Raw genomic sequence first — 16,270 nt, 5'->3', positions numbered from 1 at the left:
AGCCATGCTGCTCTCCAGAATCGTCTCGCCGGTGTTCGGCGCCAACTGCTTCATCTACGCCACCGGGCGCGGCGGCAGCGCCGTGGTGATCGACCCGGGCGCGCACACGGCCGCCCCCGTCGCCGCCGAGCTGGAGCGGCTGGAGCTCACCTTGGAGGCGCTCATCGCCACCCACGGCCACCCCGACCACGTCTGGGACTGCGCCGCAGTGGCGGGGGACAAGCCGGTCTACGTGCCCGGCCCCGACATGTACCGCATGGAGGACCCCGACGCGCTGCTGGGCCCCCTGGCCGGCATCTTCACCCAGCAGGCCGGAGCGCCCTGGCAGAAGCCCGCCAATCTGGTGGAGTTCCCGGCGCAGTGGTTCGCCGGGGGCGGCCAGCTGGCCGGGCTGCCGTTCGTGGCCGTGGCCGCGCCGGGCCACTCCGAGGGCTCTACCTTCCTGCTCTCGGCCGGCGAGCTGGAGCCCACCGGCCTTTCCTCCCCCGACGGCGCCGAGCTGGCCGGGCCGGCCGAGTTCGCCTTCGGTGGCGACGTGATCTTTGCCGGCTCCGTGGGCCGCACCGACCTGCCCGGCAGCGACGAGCGCCAGATGCTCTCCACCCTGCGCACCCTGCAGCAGGTCATCAACCCCCAGACCTGGGTGCTGCCCGGCCACGGCCCGCTCACCCGCATGCGCATCGAGGCGGCCACCAACCCGCACCTGAAGTACGCCGCACGCGTCGGCTAAGTCGCGCCGCTCGGTCTTCTCGGCACAGGGGGACCGCGTCGCCCACCGGCCGCGCCGCTCGCGCCGCCGCACCTCTGTGGGGCGAGGATGCACGACGCCGCCCACCGGCCGCGCCGCTCGCGCCGCCGCGCCTCTGTGGGGCGAGGATGCACGACGCTGCCCACCGGCCGCGCCGCCGATCCCGGCCAGTCCCGCAGCGGCGGGAGGCGGCCGGTAGCACGGCGGGCGAGGCGATAAGGGGCGGCGGGAGGGACGTCGGCCAACTCCGCGCAAACCAGGCGGGCGGCAATTGCGCAAACCGGGCGGGCCATGCGCGGCCAAGCGCCTCCCGTGTGGGAAAATTGCGGCCATGGCAGCAATCACCGCATCTCTTTCTGGTTTCCCCGAGTGGCTCCCGGCCGGTCGCGTGGTAGAGAACCACGTGCTGGACACGCTTCGCCGCGAGTTCGAGCTGCATGGATTCGCCTCGATCGAGACGCGCGCGGTGGAGCCCCTGAAGGAGCTGCTGCGCAAGGGCGAGACCTCCAAGGAGGTCTACCTGCTCTCCCGCCTGGCGGACCTGGGTGCGGAGGGCGGCGAGGACGGCACCGACCCCAACCGCCTGGGCCTGCACTTCGACCTGACGGTGCCCTTTGCCCGCTACGTGGTGGAGAACGCCGGCCACCTGCACTTCCCCTTCCGGCGCTACCAGATCCAGAAGGTCTGGCGCGGCGAGCGCCCGCAGGACGGCCGCTTCCGCGAGTTCACGCAGGCCGACATCGACGTGGTGGGCGACGGCACCCTGGCCTTCCACCACGAGGTGGAGATCCCGCTGGTCATGGCCGCCGCGCTCACCAAGCTGGGCATCGGCGAGTTCGCCATCCACGTCAACAACCGCAAGGCGGCGCAGGGCGCCTACGAGTCCCTGGGCATCAGGGACGTGGAGGGCGCGCTGCGCGCCATCGACAAGCTGGCCAAGATCGGCCCGGCCGGCGTGCAGGCCGAACTGGAGGCGCTGGGCGACGTCAACCCGGCCGCCGCGCAGGCCGCCATCGAGCTGGCCGGCATCACGGGCACCGAGGGGATCAGCGCCGCCGCTCGCGCCGTGGTGGAAAAGGCAGGCGGCGTGGTCAGCGAGCTGATGGAGCAGGGCCTGGCCGAGCTGGAGGAGCTGCTGGCTGCGGCCAGCGAGCGGGCCCCGGGCGTGGTGGTCGCGGACCTGTCCGTGGCCCGTGGCCTGGACTACTACACCGGCAGCGTCTACGAGACCTTCCTGGTGGGGCACGAGTCGCTGGGTTCGATCTGCTCCGGCGGCCGCTACGACTCCCTGGCCAGCGACGGCAAGCGCACCTACCCGGGCGTGGGCATGTCCATCGGCGTCTCCCGCCTGGTCTCCCGCATGCTGAGCGCGGACCTGGCCAGCGCCTCCCGCCAGGTGCCCTCCGCCGTGCTGGTGGCGGTGACCGACGAGGCCGAGCGCGCCGCCTCCGACGCCGTGGCGGTCGAGCTGCGCAAGCGCGCCATCCCCTGCGAGGTCTCGCCCAGCGCCGCGAAATTCGGCAAGCAGATCCGCCACGCCGACAGGCGCGGCATCCCGTTCGTGTGGTTCCCCGGCACCGGCGAGGTAAAGGACATCCGCTCCGGCGAGCAGGTGGCCGCCGACCCGCGCACCTGGGAGCCGCCGGCCCAGGACTGGTGGCCCACCGTGGTGGCAAATGGCTAAACACGTGGAGGAACCAAAGGGCGCAGCCGAGGCGAGGCAGCTGCGCGAGGTGGAGCGCGACCTGGCTCGGCTCCGCCTGGTTTACCCCACGCGCGGCGCCGCGCAGGCCCGCCGCGACCGCGACTACTACCTGGATCAGCTGCGCAACTACCTGCTGCCGCGCTTCGAGCAGCTGGAGGCGCCGCTGATCGCCGTGATAGGTGGCTCCACCGGGGCCGGCAAGTCCACGCTGCTCAACTCCCTGGTGGGCCGCGAGATCTCTCCGGCCTCAGCGCTTCGCCCCACCACGCGCCGCCCGGTGCTGGTGCACGCGAGTGAGGACGCGCACTGGTTCGCCGGCAAGCGCCTTTTCCCGGGCCTGGAGAAGCTGGTGCGCGCCACCCAGGGGGAGGCGGGCACCGGTGTGGTGGCCGCAGCCGCCGGGGCGGGCGGTGCGCCCGCCGGTTCTGGACCGGTCAGGGACGACGCTGCGCCGACCGGTGTCGGGACCGGACGGGACGACGCTGCGCCGGCCGGTGCCGGGACCGGACGGGACGCAGCGACGTCGACCGGTGCCACCCCCCTGGTGGAGACCGTGGCGTGCGACGAGCTCCCCACGGGCCTGGCGCTGCTCGATTCCCCCGACTTCGATTCGGTGGTGGCCAGCAACCGCGCGGCCGCCGACCAGCTCCTGGCCGGGGCGGACCTGTGGGTGTTCGTCACCACGGCCGCCAGGTACGCGGACAAGGTGCCCTGGGAGTTCCTGCGTCAGGCCGCCGCCCGCAACGTGGTGATCGCGGTGGTCCTAGATCGCGTTCCGATCGGGGCGGGCTCCCAGGTGCGCGCAGACCTCGCCGGGCGCCTGGAGCAGGCCGGACTGGGCCACGCCCCGCTGTTCACCCTGACGGAACGCGAGCTGGAGGACGGGCTGCTGCCCGCCGCCGACGTCGCCTCGCTGCGCATGTGGCTGCAGGGGCTGGTGGAGAGCGAGGCCCTGCGGGCCGGCGTGGTACGCCAGACGCTGCGGGGGGCCGTGGGGGAGCTGGTGGCCGCCCTGCCCGCGCTGCGCGAGGAAGGCGAGAAACAGGAACGCACCCACGCCCAGGCTCGTGCCGTGCTGGAGGAGGAGCTGGCCACGGCTCTAGGCGAGTTCGCCGCCATCCTGGACGGCGGCGAGGTGCTGCGCGGCGAGGTGCTGGCCCGCTGGCACGAGTTCGTGGGAACCAGCCCGGTGTTCCGGCAGCTGGACGGCTGGCTGTCCCGGGCCCGCGACCGCGTCACCTCCCTGTGGCGGCGCAGCGACGCCACCCCTGCGGTGCGGGCGCTGGACGCGGCGCTGGTGGACGCGCTGATCGGCACCGCCCGCTCGGTGCGCCGCGAGAGCCTGCGCCGCTGGGAGGCAGAGCCGGTCACCGCCGAACTGGCCGAGCACGTGGCGCGGAGCGTGGCGCCCGCCACCGGGCTGGAGCCGCGCGCGCGGGAGCTGGTGGAGGGCTGGCGGCGCCACGTCATGGAGATGATCGGCACCCAGGTGGGGGACAAGCGTGCCGCGGCCCGCCTGGCCGCCCTCGGGGTGAACGCCACCGGCGCGGCCCTGCTGATCCTGGTCTTTGCCTCCACCGGCGGCCTGCTGGGCGGCGAGGTGCTGGTGGCGGGAGGCACCGCCGCAGTGGCGCAGCGCGTCCTGGAGGGCATCTTCGGCGACGCTGCCGTGCGCTCCCTGGCCGCTAGCGCGCGGAAGGACTTCCTGGAGCGCGCCACCCAGTTCCTCACCGAGGCCAGCGAGCCGATCGAGCGCGCCGTGGAGAAGTACTGGCAGGAGGAGCGATGAGCACTCGCGATGAGTCCTTGCGCCGCATCCTGGCGGCGCTGGCCGAACTGGAGCGGGCCGACGCCAGCCTGCCCGCAGCGGGCGGCGCGAACGGGAGTGGGGCCGCCCGCAGCGCGGCTATCCGGAGCGCGGACGCCGCGAAGCTGGCGCCGTTCTGGCCGCGCCTGGCGGAACTGGATGCGAAGGTGCGGCAGCGCCGCGCGATGGGCCCCGGGCTGACCGTGGTGGCCGTGCTGGGGGCGACCGGGGCCGGGAAGTCCTCCTTGATCAACGCGCTGGCCGGGGCAGAGGTGGCGCCGGTTTCCGTGCTGCGCCCCACCACCTCGCGTCCCCTGGCGGTGGTGAGCCCGGCCAGCGCGGCAGAGGCGCGCCCCCTGCTGGGCTCGCTGGGGATCGAGGCTGTGCGCCAGGCAGCCATTACCCCGGGGCTGGTGCTGATCGACCTGCCGGACCTGGACTCCACCAGCACCGCGCACCGCGACGAGGCGTTGCGCGTGGCCGAGCTGGCCGACGTGCTGCTGTGGGTGCTGGACCCGCAAAAGTACGCCGACGCCGCCGTGCACACCGAGGCGATCGCCCGCTACGCCGGCCACGAGGCCGTCACCCACGTGGTGCTCAACAAGACCGACACGCTGGAGGCGCACGACGCTGCCGCAGTGGCCGCCCACCTGGGCGAGCTGCTGCCGGCCGGCTGGTCCGTGCTGCCCACCTCCGCCACCGGCGGGCGGGGACTGGCCCGGTTGCGCGAAGAACTCGAGGCGCGGGCGCGCGCCAAGGACAGCGCTTTGGCGCGGCTGCTGGCCGACGCCCGGGAGCTGGGCGGTCAGGTACTGGCGGCCTGCCCCGCAAAATCGCCCACCCCGGACTGGGGGCGCCTGACCGACGCCCTGGTGGAGAGCTGCGGCGCTGCGAGCGCCGCGGAGCAGGGGCAGCGCGCCTACGCGCGCGAGGCCGGCAGGCACTACAACGTCTTTGCCCGCCTGGGCGGGAAGGTGCTGCCCACCGAGGCGACGCTGGTGCCGGCCCGCCCGCTGCTGAGCGGGGTGACCGAGGAGCTGGAGGCTCTCGAGGCGGGCCTGGTCCACCCCAGTGGGGTGACCGAGCGGGCCGAGCGCCTCTCCCACAGCGCGGAGGAGGTGCTGCGCGGCGCCACCGTCGCGCCGGCCAAGCGCACCTGGTGGGCGCTCACCGGCGCGCTGTCCTGGGTCGGGGGCATCCTGCTGGCGGTGAGCCTGCTGTGGCTGGCCGGCCTGGCCGGCGCGCTGGCGCTGGGCTGGCCGCTCGTCAAGGCCCCGCTGCACCTGCTGGGACTGGGCGGTCCGCTGGCTTCTGGAACCTGGCTGGGCGAACTGCCCGCCCCGACCCTGCTGCTGGCCGTTTCCGTGGTGCTGCTGGCGGTGACCGGGGCCGTGGGTGCGCTGGCCGGGAGGACCGGGGCGCGCAAGCACGGCAAGGCCGTGCAGGAGCGGGTGCGGGCCGACCTGGCCAACCTGGTGGACAAGCAGGTGGCGCGGCGCCTGGCGCCGCACCTGGAGCGGCGCCAGGCGCTGGCCCGGGCCCGCGCGGACCTGGCCGCCGCGCTCTAGCTGGGCCCGCGTGGCCCTCCCGGCTCGGCGCTCGTCCTGACTCAGCCCGGCGTCGCCTGCTGGTGCGCCACGATTTGGCAGCTCGGTGTTCCAATCTCTAGGGGAGCAACATGGAGACGTACGACGACTTCACCGCGCGGATACTCGCGTTTCAGCTCGATTCCGTGCCGCCCGAGCCGACTCTCGGGTTGTCGCCTGCGCTGTCGAGCAAGGTGGCTCCGGCGACGGGCGAGTTCCGGCCCTTCCACGGGGACACCGTGGCCTACTTCCTTGACGACGCCGGCAGTGAGCTGGTCGCCGAGGTGACGCGGGACCTCTACGCGAGGTTCGCGCCGGCCCTCTCGGCGCCCATACCGATCGCGACAGCTCACGTCACGCTGCACGACCTGCGCGCCTCGGCAGAACTGGAAAGCATCAGGGCGCAGATGGAGAGCAGCCGGCCCCGCGTGGAGCAGCTCGTGGCGCGGGCGCGCGAGTTGGGGCCGATCCACACCGCCTGCACCGCAGTGTTCAACCTGGTCAACACGAGCATTGCCATCGGGCTCGCTCCGGCAGACGAGTCGGAGCATCGCAAGCTGATGCAAGCCCACGCTCTCTTCGATGAGATCGTCACCTTCGCTAGCTTCACCCCGCACATCACGCTGGCCTACTACCGGCCCGAGCCGCCGGTGCAGCTGCCCGGAGGAGAGCTACGCGAGCAGCTGGCGGGGTTATCGGTGCGCGTGCAGGGCGAGCCCGTGTTGCTCGATCCGGCCCGCCTGTTCGCGCTGCGCTTTGACTCGATGAGCAACTACTGGCAGCTGGGCTGACCCCTCTCCCAGGCCTGGCGCCGAAACTTGTCAATGGGCGTCGAGACTTGTCCTTAGCGCAGACGCTAAGGACAAGTCTCGTGGGGTTTGGACAAGGCCCGGCGCATCAGGACGCGGGTGGGGGGCGGGCGCTGCCGTGCAGTGCCCGCCCCCCACCGATGGTTTGGGGAAGCTGAGGCCTAGTAGTCGCGCTTCTTGCCGCGCCCACCCGGGAAGCCACGCTGGTCGCGGCCACCAAAGCCCCTGCCGCCCTCGCCCCGAGACTCCCAGCCAGAGCGGCCCTCGCGGGGCTCCCAGCCCGAACGCTCCTGGCGCCCAAAGCTGCGCTTGGGCCCTTCAAAGCCGCGCTTGGGCCCGTCGAAACCACCTCGGGTGCTGTGGCCTCGGCGCGCGCCGTGCTCGAAGGAACGCTCAAACGAGCGCACCTTGCGTCCCTCGAAGCCGCGCTCCTCGCGCTCCCCGCCACGCTTAAAGTCGCGCTCGAAACGGCCCCCGCGCTCGAAGTCCCGCGAACCACGCTCGAAACGGCCCGCGCGCTCGGAGGAGCGCTCCTGGCCGTCGCGCTCGAAACGTCCACCGCGCTTGCCGCCCTCGAAACCGCCCTCCTCACGGGAGAAGCGAGAGCCGCGCTCGCCGCCGCGCTTGAAGTCGCCGCGGCCTGGGCGCTCGGTCTCGAAACGCTCGCCGCCCTCGCGGCGCTCACCGTCGCGGTCCTCGCGCGCGAAGCGCCCGGGGCGCTCGGTCTCGAAACGCTCGCCGCCCTCGCGGCGCTCGCTGCGCTCCTGCCCGTCACGCTCGAAACGCCCGGCGCGGCCAAAGCGGCCCCCGCCGCGCGGGCCGTCGTCCTCCCGCAGGCGCAGCTGGCGCCCGGCCACCACTGCCTTGTGCAGGCGGCGGCGCGCCTCGGGGGAGAGGTCAGCGGAGATCTCCACCAGGGAGAAGGACGGGAAGATGTCGATCTTGCCCACGTCGGAACCCGACAGGCCGGTCTCGCCAGTGATGGCCCCCACGATCGCGCCCGGGGCGGCCTTGTCCTTGTGGCCCACCTCCACGCGGTAGCGGGTGGTCAGGCGGGAACGGCGCCCGCCCCGCTCCGCCGCAGAACGGGAGGGACGCGCGGGCTCGCGGCCCGGCTCGAAGCGGGCCCCGATGAACTCGCCGTCCTCGTCCACCTCCTCTTCCTTGCGCACCCGGCGCTTGCCCTCGCCGCGCTCCACACGCTCCGGGCCCTCGTCGCCGATGGCCAGGGCCAGCAGGGCCGCAGCCACGTCGGCCAGCTCCAGCGGGCCCTGCGCCGCCGGTCCCGCCTCGGCAGGAACGTCGGCGGCAACGTCGTCCCCCAAAACGCCGGAGGAAAGCGTGCCGGCCAGCAGGTCGGCGATCGCCTCGCGGTAGATGTCCAGGCGCCCCTTAGCGGCGCGCTCACGCAGACGCCCCAGCAGGGTGGCCGCGCGGTGCAGGGAGACGTCGCGCGGCGTGGGCAGCGCGATCTCCGTCAGCTCACTGCCCGTCAAGCGCTCAATCTGGCGCAGCCGCGACTTCTCCTTCGGGGTCAGGAAGGTCAGCGCGCGGCCCTCGCGCCCGGCGCGCCCAGTGCGGCCGATGCGGTGCACGTATGCCTCCGCCTCACGCGGCACGTCGAAGTTCACCACCAGGTCCAGGCGCTCCACGTCCAGACCACGGGCGGCAACATCCGTGGCCACCAGCACGGACAGCGTGCCCTCACGTAGGCGCTCCACGATCCGCTCGCGTTCGCGCTGCGGCACATCACCGGAGATCGCGGCCGCCGTGATCCCGCGGGTGCCCAGCTCCAGGGCCACCTCCTCCGCAGCCGACTTGGTGCGCACGAACACGATCGCGGCGCGCGCAGAAGACGTGGCCAGCACGCGGGACAGCGCCCCCACCTTGTGTCGGAAAGGCACCACCGCGTACTCCTGCTCCACCGTGGAGACAGTGGAGGACTGGCGGGCCACCTCCACCCGCACCGGGTTACTTAGGTGAGTGTCCGCTATCTGCTTGATCGCGGGCGGCATCGTGGCGCTGAACAACGCGGTGCGGCGGCCCGCCGGAATGCCCGAGGCGATAGTCTCCACGTCCTCGGCAAAGCCCATGCGCAGCATCTCGTCGGCCTCGTCCAACACCAGGAACTTCACCGAGTCCAGGTTCAGCGCCCCGCGCTCGATTAGGTCGATCACGCGGCCCGGGGTACCCACCACCACGTTCGCACCCGCGCGCAGGCCGCGCAGCTGCGGCTCGTAGGAGGAGCCGCCGTAAACCGCCAGCACGCGCGCCTTGTGCAGGGAAGCAGAAAAGTCCTCCAGCGCGTCCGCCGTCTGCATCGCCAGTTCCCGGGTCGGGGCCAACACGATAGCCTCCACGGCCTTCGCGCCCGTCAGATCGGCCAGCAGCGGCAGGCCGAAGGCGGCCGTCTTGCCCGTGCCGGTCTGCGCCACGCCCACCACGTCCCGGCCCGCCAACAGCGGCGGGATCGCCTGGGCCTGGATGGGGGTGGGGTGCACAAAGCCCATCTCGGTGATCGCGTCCAGCAGCTCGGTCGGCAGGCCCAGGTCCGCGAAAGTCGGGCCGGTGGGCTCATCAGAGGCGTCGGCGTCGTCGCCCTCCTCGGTGTCCTCGCCCTCGGCGTCGCCCTCGTAGTCGTCGGCCTCCAGGCCCTCGGCGTCGCCCCCGAAGTCAGCCCTATCGAAGTCCTCGTCCTCGTAATCCTCGGAGCCGAATTCCTCCGCGCCGTCCTCGAACGCGCCATCCTCGAACTCGCCACCATCAAAAGCGGCGCCGGCGGCAGCGTCGTCCAACTCGCCCTCGGTAAGCACCAGGCCGGCATCAGTCTCGGTCAGGGCAAACTCGTCCCTGGGGTTTTCGTTAGACATGGGGGAATCCTCAAAATAGGGCGCAAAACGCGTTAACTCAGCAACCCTAGCGGTTGGGGCTGAACCAATGCTGGGCGCCGGCAGTGACACTTCACACGCAGAGGCGATTGGTGCGGCGGCGAGCCGGACTAGACTTGGCCTGCTCCCGCTCGTCTCGCGGGCTGCAGAAAGAAGGAACTTCATGCTTCGCACTCACGACGCAGGCCTGCTGCGCGCCTCCGACGCCGGCACCACCGTCACCCTGGCCGGCTGGGTGGACCGCCGCCGCGACCACGGCGGTGTCGCCTTCATCGACCTGCGCGACGCCTCCGGCATCGCCCAGGTGGTCATCCGGGAGGAGGTGGCACACGACCTGCGCGCCGAGTACGTGCTGAAGGTAACCGGCGAGGTGCGTCTACGCCCCGAGGGCAACGCGAACGCCAACCTGCCCTCCGGCGACATCGAGGTGGTGGCAACCGACGTCGAGGTGCTCAACCCGGCCGCCCCGCTGCCCTTCCAGGTCTCCATTCACGCCGAGGACGCCGGCGCCGTGGGCGAGGAGGCCCGCCTGCGCTACCGCTACCTGGACCTGCGCCGCGCCGCCCCGCAGCGCGCAATCCGCCTGCGCTCCGACGTGTCCAAGGCCGCCCGCGCCGTGCTGGACTCCCACAAGTTCGTGGAGATCGAGACCCCCACGCTGACCCGCTCCACCCCAGAGGGCGCCCGCGACTTCCTGGTGCCCGCGCGCCTATCCCCGGGATCCTGGTACGCCCTGCCGCAGTCCCCGCAGCTGTTCAAGCAGCTGCTCATGGTGGCCGGCATGGAGCGCTACTACCAGATCGCCCGCTGCTACCGCGACGAGGACTTCCGCGCCGACCGTCAGCCCGAGTTCACCCAGCTGGACATCGAGATGTCCTTCGTGGAGCAGGACGACGTGATCGCGGTGGCCGAGGACGTGCTGCGCGCCGTGTGGAAGCTCATCGACGTCGAGATCGGTGACATCCCGCGCATGACCTACCGCCACGCGATGGAGAAGTACGGCACCGACAAGCCCGACCTGCGCTTCGGGCTGGAGCTGGTGGACCTGACCGAGTACTTCAAGGACACCCCCTTCCGCGTGTTCCAATCCGCGCACGTGGGCGCCGTGGTCATGCCTGGTGGCGCCTCCCAGCCGCGCCGCACCTTCGACGCCTGGCAGGAGTGGGCCAAGCAGCGCGGCGCCAAGGGCCTGGCCTACGTCACCATCGCCGAGGACGGTACCCTGGGCGGCCCCGTGGCCAAGAACATCACCGACGCCGAGCGCGAGGGCCTGGCCGCGGCCACCGGCGCCAAGCCGGGCGACTGCATCTTCTTCGCCGCCGGCGACGTGGACTCCGCCCGCGCCCTGCTGGGCGCGGCCCGCCTGGAGATCGGCAAGCGCACCGGATTGATCGACGAGGACGCCTGGTCCTTCGTGTGGGTGGTGGACGCCCCGCTGTTCAAGCCCTCCGGCCAGGACGACGACGTTGACCTGGGCTCCTCCGCCTGGACCGCCGTGCACCACGCCTTCACCTCCCCGACCCCGGAGTGGATCGACAACTTCGAGGAAAACCCGGGCGAGGCGCTGGCCTACGCCTACGACATCGTCTGCAACGGCAACGAGATCGGTGGCGGCTCCATCCGTATCCACCGCCGTGACGTGCAGGAGCGCGTCTTCAACGTCATGGGCATCGGCCCGGAGGAGGCCCAGGAGAAGTTCGGCTTCCTGCTGGACGCCTTCAAGTACGGCGCCCCGCCGCACGGCGGCATCGCCTTCGGTTGGGACCGCATCGTCTCCCTGCTGACCAAGGCAGAGTCCATCCGTGACGTGATCGCCTTCCCGAAGTCCGGCGGTGGCTTTGACCCGCTCACCCAGGCCCCGGCCCCGATCACCGCGCAGCAGCGCAAGGAGGCGGGCGTGGACGCCAAGCCGAAGTCCGAGCAGGGCGCGGATAAGGCCAAGCAGGGCGAGTAGCGCCGACGCGGGCCGGCAGGCCCTGCCCCGGTGAGGCACTAGCCACGGGGACGACGCCCCGCCCGGCCGCGCGGATACCGCCCCGGCGTGATCAACAGGTTGCGCTAAGTTGTGGCCCCCACCACGAGGTGGGGGCCACAATTGTTCCCATGACTGCTTACCTGGAGATTCACCCGGACAACCCCCAGTCGCGTCTGGTCGACAAGGTGGTCGACACCCTGCGGCGCGGCGGACTGATCGCCTACCCCACTGACTCCGGCTATGCCCTGGCCTGCACCATGGGCAACAAGGAGGGCCTGGACCGAATCCGGTCCATTCGCCAGCTGGGGGAGAAGCACAACTTCACGCTGGTGGCGCAGTCCTTTGCGCAGGTGGGGCCGTTCGTGATCGTCGGCAACTCCGAGTTCCGCCTCATCAAGTCGCTCACGCCTGGGCCCTACACCTTCATCCTGGTGGGCACCAAGGAGGTGCCGCGCATGAGCCTGAACCCGAAGAAGCACACTGTGGGCATCCGCATCCCCGACCACAAGATCACCCAGGCGATCGTGGCCGCCCTGGGTGAGCCGGTGCTGTCCTCCACCCTGTTGTTGCCGGGCCAGGAGGAGCCGCTCAGCGAGGGCTGGGTGGTGCGCGACGAGATCGGCCACCTGGTCGACGTGGTGGTGGAGGGCCCGGTGGAGTCCACCGCCCCTACCACCGTGATCGAGCTGCTGGAGGGCGCGCCCGTGGTGGTGCGCGAGGGCGCCGGCCCGGTGGACATGCTCTGAATGCCCGACGTCGCCGCCGCGCCGCCCGGCCTAGTTAGTGGGCGGCGCCGGCGGAGCGTCGGCTAGCCAAGCTACTGCTCGCACACGGGCGCGAGCTTCCCACTGTTTGGCTAGGTATTGTGAAGCCGAGTGGGGCCAGGAAGCGACGCTTCCTGGCCCCACTGCTGTTACGGCATTACGCACATCCTTCCAATCGCTATTAGGTCAAGGAGCGAACTGGGGCCACCAACAATGATGAGCTTGTCTACATCAAGTTTTCTCATGGCTTCGCGTGTTTTGTTGCCGAGGCAGGTGGGGTCTACGGCCAGTAGGGGTAGGCCTCGGTGGGCGGCGTAGGCGCCACCAACGAGGGCGTCAGGGTAGGCGTAACCAGAGACCATGACGACGCGCTCGGTGACGCCAATTTCCAGCATTACGGCAGCGGAGGTGTCGTAGCGGTCTTTGCCTGCAAGCCGCTTAACCTTGTCTGCCGGGAGCGTTGATTCGATTCTGGTGGAGACGGAGTTGGTGCCACCAACGATATAGATGTGCTGGGGGTTGATTGAGTCAACGATTTGTTTTGTCGCTGAGGAAAGGGCAGGGGCTTTACCGTCGACCAGGAGCAGTGGGGCCTTTCGGGCTGCTGCCAGTGGGGTGACGGACAGGGCGTCGGGGAAGTTGTGTCCGGAGGCGATTACCAGGTTGGCGTCGGCGGGCAGGGGGTGGCGTTTTTGGATCAGCTGGACTAGCTTTTCCGAGGTCTCGTAGCGGTTTTGCCCGGCCACGCGGTTGACCGTTTCTACCGCTGCGTCGATCTCCTGAGCCACGGTTGCAGACACGCTGACTTCGCCGCCCACGATGATTACCTCGGTGGGCTTTAGACGCTTGAGTTCTGCGGTTGAGGACTTGGGCAGGGAGCCGCGCTGGGTGAGTAGTACTGGCGCGCCGAGCCACTTTGCTGCGGCGCCGGCCCCCAGGCTGTCGGCAAAGCCCTCGCCGGAGGCGAGGAGGACCACGGAGGCGCCGTCGGGTGCCATCTCCTTGGAGACGTTGGCGGCGGTCTCGTACCGGTCTGCCCCGGCGATGCGAGCTTCGACAGTGGGCCACATCGAAGCCGCGTGCGCTGTGGTCGCCGTTGTCATTCCAGCGACACCGAACGCCAGGGCCAAACCAAGACCAAGAACCTTCTTCACTCTTCCTCCCGTCGGGTTACTAATCCAGCCAGCCACCGCAACGGTGAGCCTCGGGCTGGTTTCCTTTCCCGTGCCAACTTCCTCTGAGCGACGGTGCTCTGTTGGTTGGTCAGCGAGATTGGAGCGGATTGCGGGCAGGATAACCGATTCGTGCGCCTAGTTGGTGGGGGTAGGGACGCTTTTCCGTTTGGCTAAAGACGTTGCACTGTCGCAGCGTAGTTATACGTCCGCCACTGGCGGATGGACCAGCGGCCCGCATAGTGGGCGGCGCCGGCGGAGCGTCGGCCACCAAAACCAGTGGCACGAAGAGGGGCCGCCGCCTATCACGCAGACCGGCGGCGGCCCCGCTTTGCGCCCGCTTGCCTAGTGCTGGATGGAGAAGCGCTCGTAGATGCGGCGCAGCGGGGCGGGGGCCCACCAGTTCCATTTGCCCAGCAGGGTCATGGTGGCCGGGACCAGGATCATGCGCACCAGGGTGGCGTCGATGGCCACGATCAGGGTGAGGGTGACGCCCAGCTGCTTGATGACCAGGAGGTCGCCGGCCACAAATCCCAGGAAGACCACGCAGATGATGAGGGCGGCGGAGGTGACGATACGGCCGGAGCGTTGCAGGGCGAGCTCCACGGCCTCGTCGTTGCTCTTGCCGGCGTCCCAGTACTCCTTCATGCGGGCCAGCAAGAAGACCTCGTAGTCCATGGCCAGGCCGAAACCGAAGGCCAGGCTCACGGCCACCACCATCAGTTCCAGGCCGCCGGTGGAGGTGTAGTTCAGCACCGATTCGCCGATCCCATTGGTGAAGATCCAGGAACTCACGCCTAGAGAGGCGAACAGGGAGATGGCGTTGACCAGCAGCGCCTTGAGCGGGATGAGGAGCGAGCCGCTCATCAGGAAGAGCAGCACGAAGGTGGCCAGCATGATGATGGAGACGGACAGTGGCAGACCGTCCATGAGGGCGTCCCAGAAGTCAACCTGCACAGGGGCCTGTCCCACCAGCCACACTGGCGTAGGCGAATCCAGGCGGTAGATGGCTCGCACCACGGCATCGGCGGTGGGGGAGTTGGCCGCGCCGTCAACGTCGATCGCGTACATGGTGTGACCGTCGATTGGCATGGGAGCGGAGACGCCGGCCACGCCCGCCACGTGCGCGATGGTGCCCTCCACCCAGGCGCTCGACTCCTCCGGGCCGCCCTGAGTAAGCAGCGTGATGTCCGGCTGCGCGGCGGCGGGGAAGTGCTGCTCGACCTGGGAAAGGAACACCCGCTGGCTGGAGTGGGCCGGCAGCAGCTCCACGGTGGAGAAGACCAGGTGACTGGATCGCAGCGGGACCAGCATCGCCCCCAGGACCGCCAGGGAACCCACCAGGTACCACCAGGGCCGCTTGTGTACCGAGCGGGCCAGGCGGGAGAAGACGCCCTCCTCGGTGGAGACGTCCGCCAGGCGCGCGGTGATTGCCCGCAGTACCGGCAGGCGGGTGACCACGCTGGGCTTGAGTAGACGCCGCCCCAGCAACACCAGCACGGCAGGCACCAGGGTGACGGAAGAGATTAGGGCCAGCAGGATCACCGTGATCGCGCCGGCGGAGATGGACTTGAGCATTTCGGGCCGCATCACGGCCAGGCCCAGGATGGACAGTGCCACCGTGAGCGCGGAGAAGAAGACGGTGCGCCCCGCGGCGATCATCGTGTTGGTCAGCGTGGTGGCGATGAGCGGGTCCTCGCCTGGATGCCTGCGTCCCCTGCCCCGGCCGCCGCGCCGCAGTTGCAGACCGCGCGGGTCGGTGGCTGCCTCCTGCTCTGCGGCCAGGATCTCGGGTGCCAAGCGAGCCAGCTCCTCCCGGTAGCGCGAGACGTAGAGCATGCCGTAGTCGATGGACAGTCCCAGCCCCAGCACGGTGACCACGTTCAGCACAAAGGACTCAATAGAAAGGAAGTGGGCCACTATCCACAGCACACCCAGGGCGCTGACTATGGAGGCGGCCGCGCCCAGCAGCGGCATACCGGCGGCAAGGAAACCGCCAAAGATCAACACCATGATCAGCAATGAGGCCGGGAAAGCGATCGCCTCACCTGTCACCAGATCAGCCTTCACCTGGTCCAGCACTTCGTCGAACATGATCGGCGCGGAGCTGACCACCACCTTCGCGTTCGGCGCCACATCGGCGAGGGCCGGCCCCAGCTGGGCCATCGCCGAATTCACGGCGTTGCGTTGATCTTCTAGGCTGGCCTCTTCCAACTCAATTGCCCGCATTACTGCCGGGGCGTGCGGATCAAAATTAGCTAGCACTAAGAAACCCCGCCGGTCGGTGGCCACCATGCCCGCCGCGACCGGGTTATCCAACATTCCCTCCAAAACAAAAGGACTCACCACGGAGGAAACGCCCGGCAGGGAACTGATTTCTTTTGTCTGCTCGGCAAGCGCGGCGGCGACATCCTGGGGCGCGAGCACGTTCAGGTTCACCCCGGTGACCAGCGCCGTGACCGGCTCTTGGCTCCCGCGTAACTCCTCCAAGATCACCTTGCCTTGGTGCGACCTTGAGGCCGAATCCACGGTCTCGCCGTTGCCCAGCAGGTCGAAGATCGACTTGCCCGTCACACCGGCGGTGGAAACCAGCAGCGAAATGACAAACAGGACGATCCACGTTCCCGCCACCTGCTTGGGGAAACGAAGGCAGAGTTTGACCAGTCGCGTGAACATATTAGGCAGTATTGCACTGCACTCTTAGAGATTGGGCTGATAGAGGCCGTCGATTTGGTGGTGGTGGGGCGCGGGCTGGAAATCCTGCGGCGTTTAGCGCAGATGCGGCCAGGCGGTTTTGATGGACGACGCCCTGCCAG

10 protein-coding genes are annotated in these 16,270 nt (G+C 70.1%); 7 read left to right on the top strand and 3 right to left on the bottom strand.

Annotated features, from left to right (window positions below; genetic code table 11):
• Positions 1 to 4 precede the first annotated feature (4 nt).
• The 5 genes from ABYF38_RS00920 to ABYF38_RS00900 all read left to right on the top strand — a co-directional run bounded on the left by ABYF38_RS00920 (position 5) and on the right by ABYF38_RS00900 (position 6,637).
• Positions 5 to 730 carry an MBL fold metallo-hydrolase gene (locus ABYF38_RS00920; RefSeq protein ID WP_371152257.1) on the top strand — a complete coding sequence of 242 codons (726 nt, stop codon included), beginning with the start codon at positions 5 to 7 and terminating at the stop codon, positions 728 to 730.
• 349 nt (positions 731 to 1,079) lie between these two features.
• Positions 1,080 to 2,432, top strand: coding sequence for a histidine--tRNA ligase (gene hisS / locus ABYF38_RS00915; protein WP_371152256.1), 1,353 nt, complete (start codon positions 1,080 to 1,082; stop codon positions 2,430 to 2,432).
• The gene (locus ABYF38_RS00910) at positions 2,425 to 4,242 is read left to right on the top strand and encodes a dynamin family protein (RefSeq protein ID WP_371152255.1); all 1,818 of its coding nucleotides are present in this window, start codon (positions 2,425 to 2,427) and stop codon (positions 4,240 to 4,242) included. Before hisS ends, ABYF38_RS00910 begins: the two co-directional genes overlap by 8 nt.
• Positions 4,239 to 5,828 (top strand): dynamin family protein, encoded by a 1,590-nt coding sequence (locus ABYF38_RS00905; RefSeq protein ID WP_371152254.1) that lies wholly within the window; start codon positions 4,239 to 4,241, stop codon positions 5,826 to 5,828. Before ABYF38_RS00910 ends, ABYF38_RS00905 begins: the two co-directional genes overlap by 4 nt.
• A gap of 110 nt (positions 5,829 to 5,938) precedes the next feature.
• Entirely contained in the window at positions 5,939 to 6,637 is a 699-nt protein-coding gene (locus tag ABYF38_RS00900; protein ID WP_371152253.1) for a hypothetical protein, read from the top strand.
• A gap of 179 nt (positions 6,638 to 6,816) precedes the next feature.
• On the opposite strand, the gene ABYF38_RS00895 is transcribed toward ABYF38_RS00900, so the two are convergent.
• The gene (locus ABYF38_RS00895) at positions 6,817 to 9,525 is read right to left on the bottom strand and encodes a DEAD/DEAH box helicase (RefSeq protein ID WP_371152252.1); all 2,709 of its coding nucleotides are present in this window, start codon (positions 9,523 to 9,525) and stop codon (positions 6,817 to 6,819) included.
• 181 nt (positions 9,526 to 9,706) lie between these two features.
• Here ABYF38_RS00895 and aspS point away from each other — a divergent pair, with 181 nt between their 5' ends.
• Both aspS and ABYF38_RS00885 read left to right on the top strand, forming a co-directional pair.
• A complete protein-coding gene (gene aspS / locus ABYF38_RS00890; protein ID WP_371152251.1) occupies positions 9,707 to 11,497 on the top strand; it encodes an aspartate--tRNA ligase in 1,791 nt (596 codons plus the stop codon).
• A gap of 149 nt (positions 11,498 to 11,646) precedes the next feature.
• On the top strand, positions 11,647 to 12,264 hold the full coding sequence (locus tag ABYF38_RS00885) for an L-threonylcarbamoyladenylate synthase (protein WP_371152250.1): 618 nt from the start codon (positions 11,647 to 11,649) through the stop codon (positions 12,262 to 12,264).
• Positions 12,265 to 12,431: 167 nt separating this feature from the next.
• Here ABYF38_RS00885 and ABYF38_RS00880 read toward each other — a convergent pair whose 3' ends face one another.
• Together ABYF38_RS00880 and ABYF38_RS00875 are read right to left on the bottom strand one after the other, a co-directional pair.
• Positions 12,432 to 13,436: a cell wall-binding repeat-containing protein gene (locus tag ABYF38_RS00880; protein ID WP_371152249.1), complete on the bottom strand. Its 1,005-nt coding sequence runs from the start codon at positions 13,434 to 13,436 to the stop codon at positions 12,432 to 12,434.
• 363 nt (positions 13,437 to 13,799) lie between these two features.
• On the bottom strand, positions 13,800 to 16,130 hold the full coding sequence (locus ABYF38_RS00875; protein ID WP_371152248.1) for an MMPL family transporter: 2,331 nt from the start codon (positions 16,128 to 16,130) through the stop codon (positions 13,800 to 13,802).
• Positions 16,131 to 16,270: the final 140 nt, after the last annotated feature.

It is taken from the genome of Buchananella sp. 14KM1171 (genome assembly GCF_041380365.1).
In the GTDB taxonomy this organism is placed as follows: Bacteria; Actinomycetota; Actinomycetes; order Actinomycetales; family Actinomycetaceae; genus Buchananella; species Buchananella felis.
This window is presented reverse-complemented; position numbering and strand designations above follow the sequence as displayed.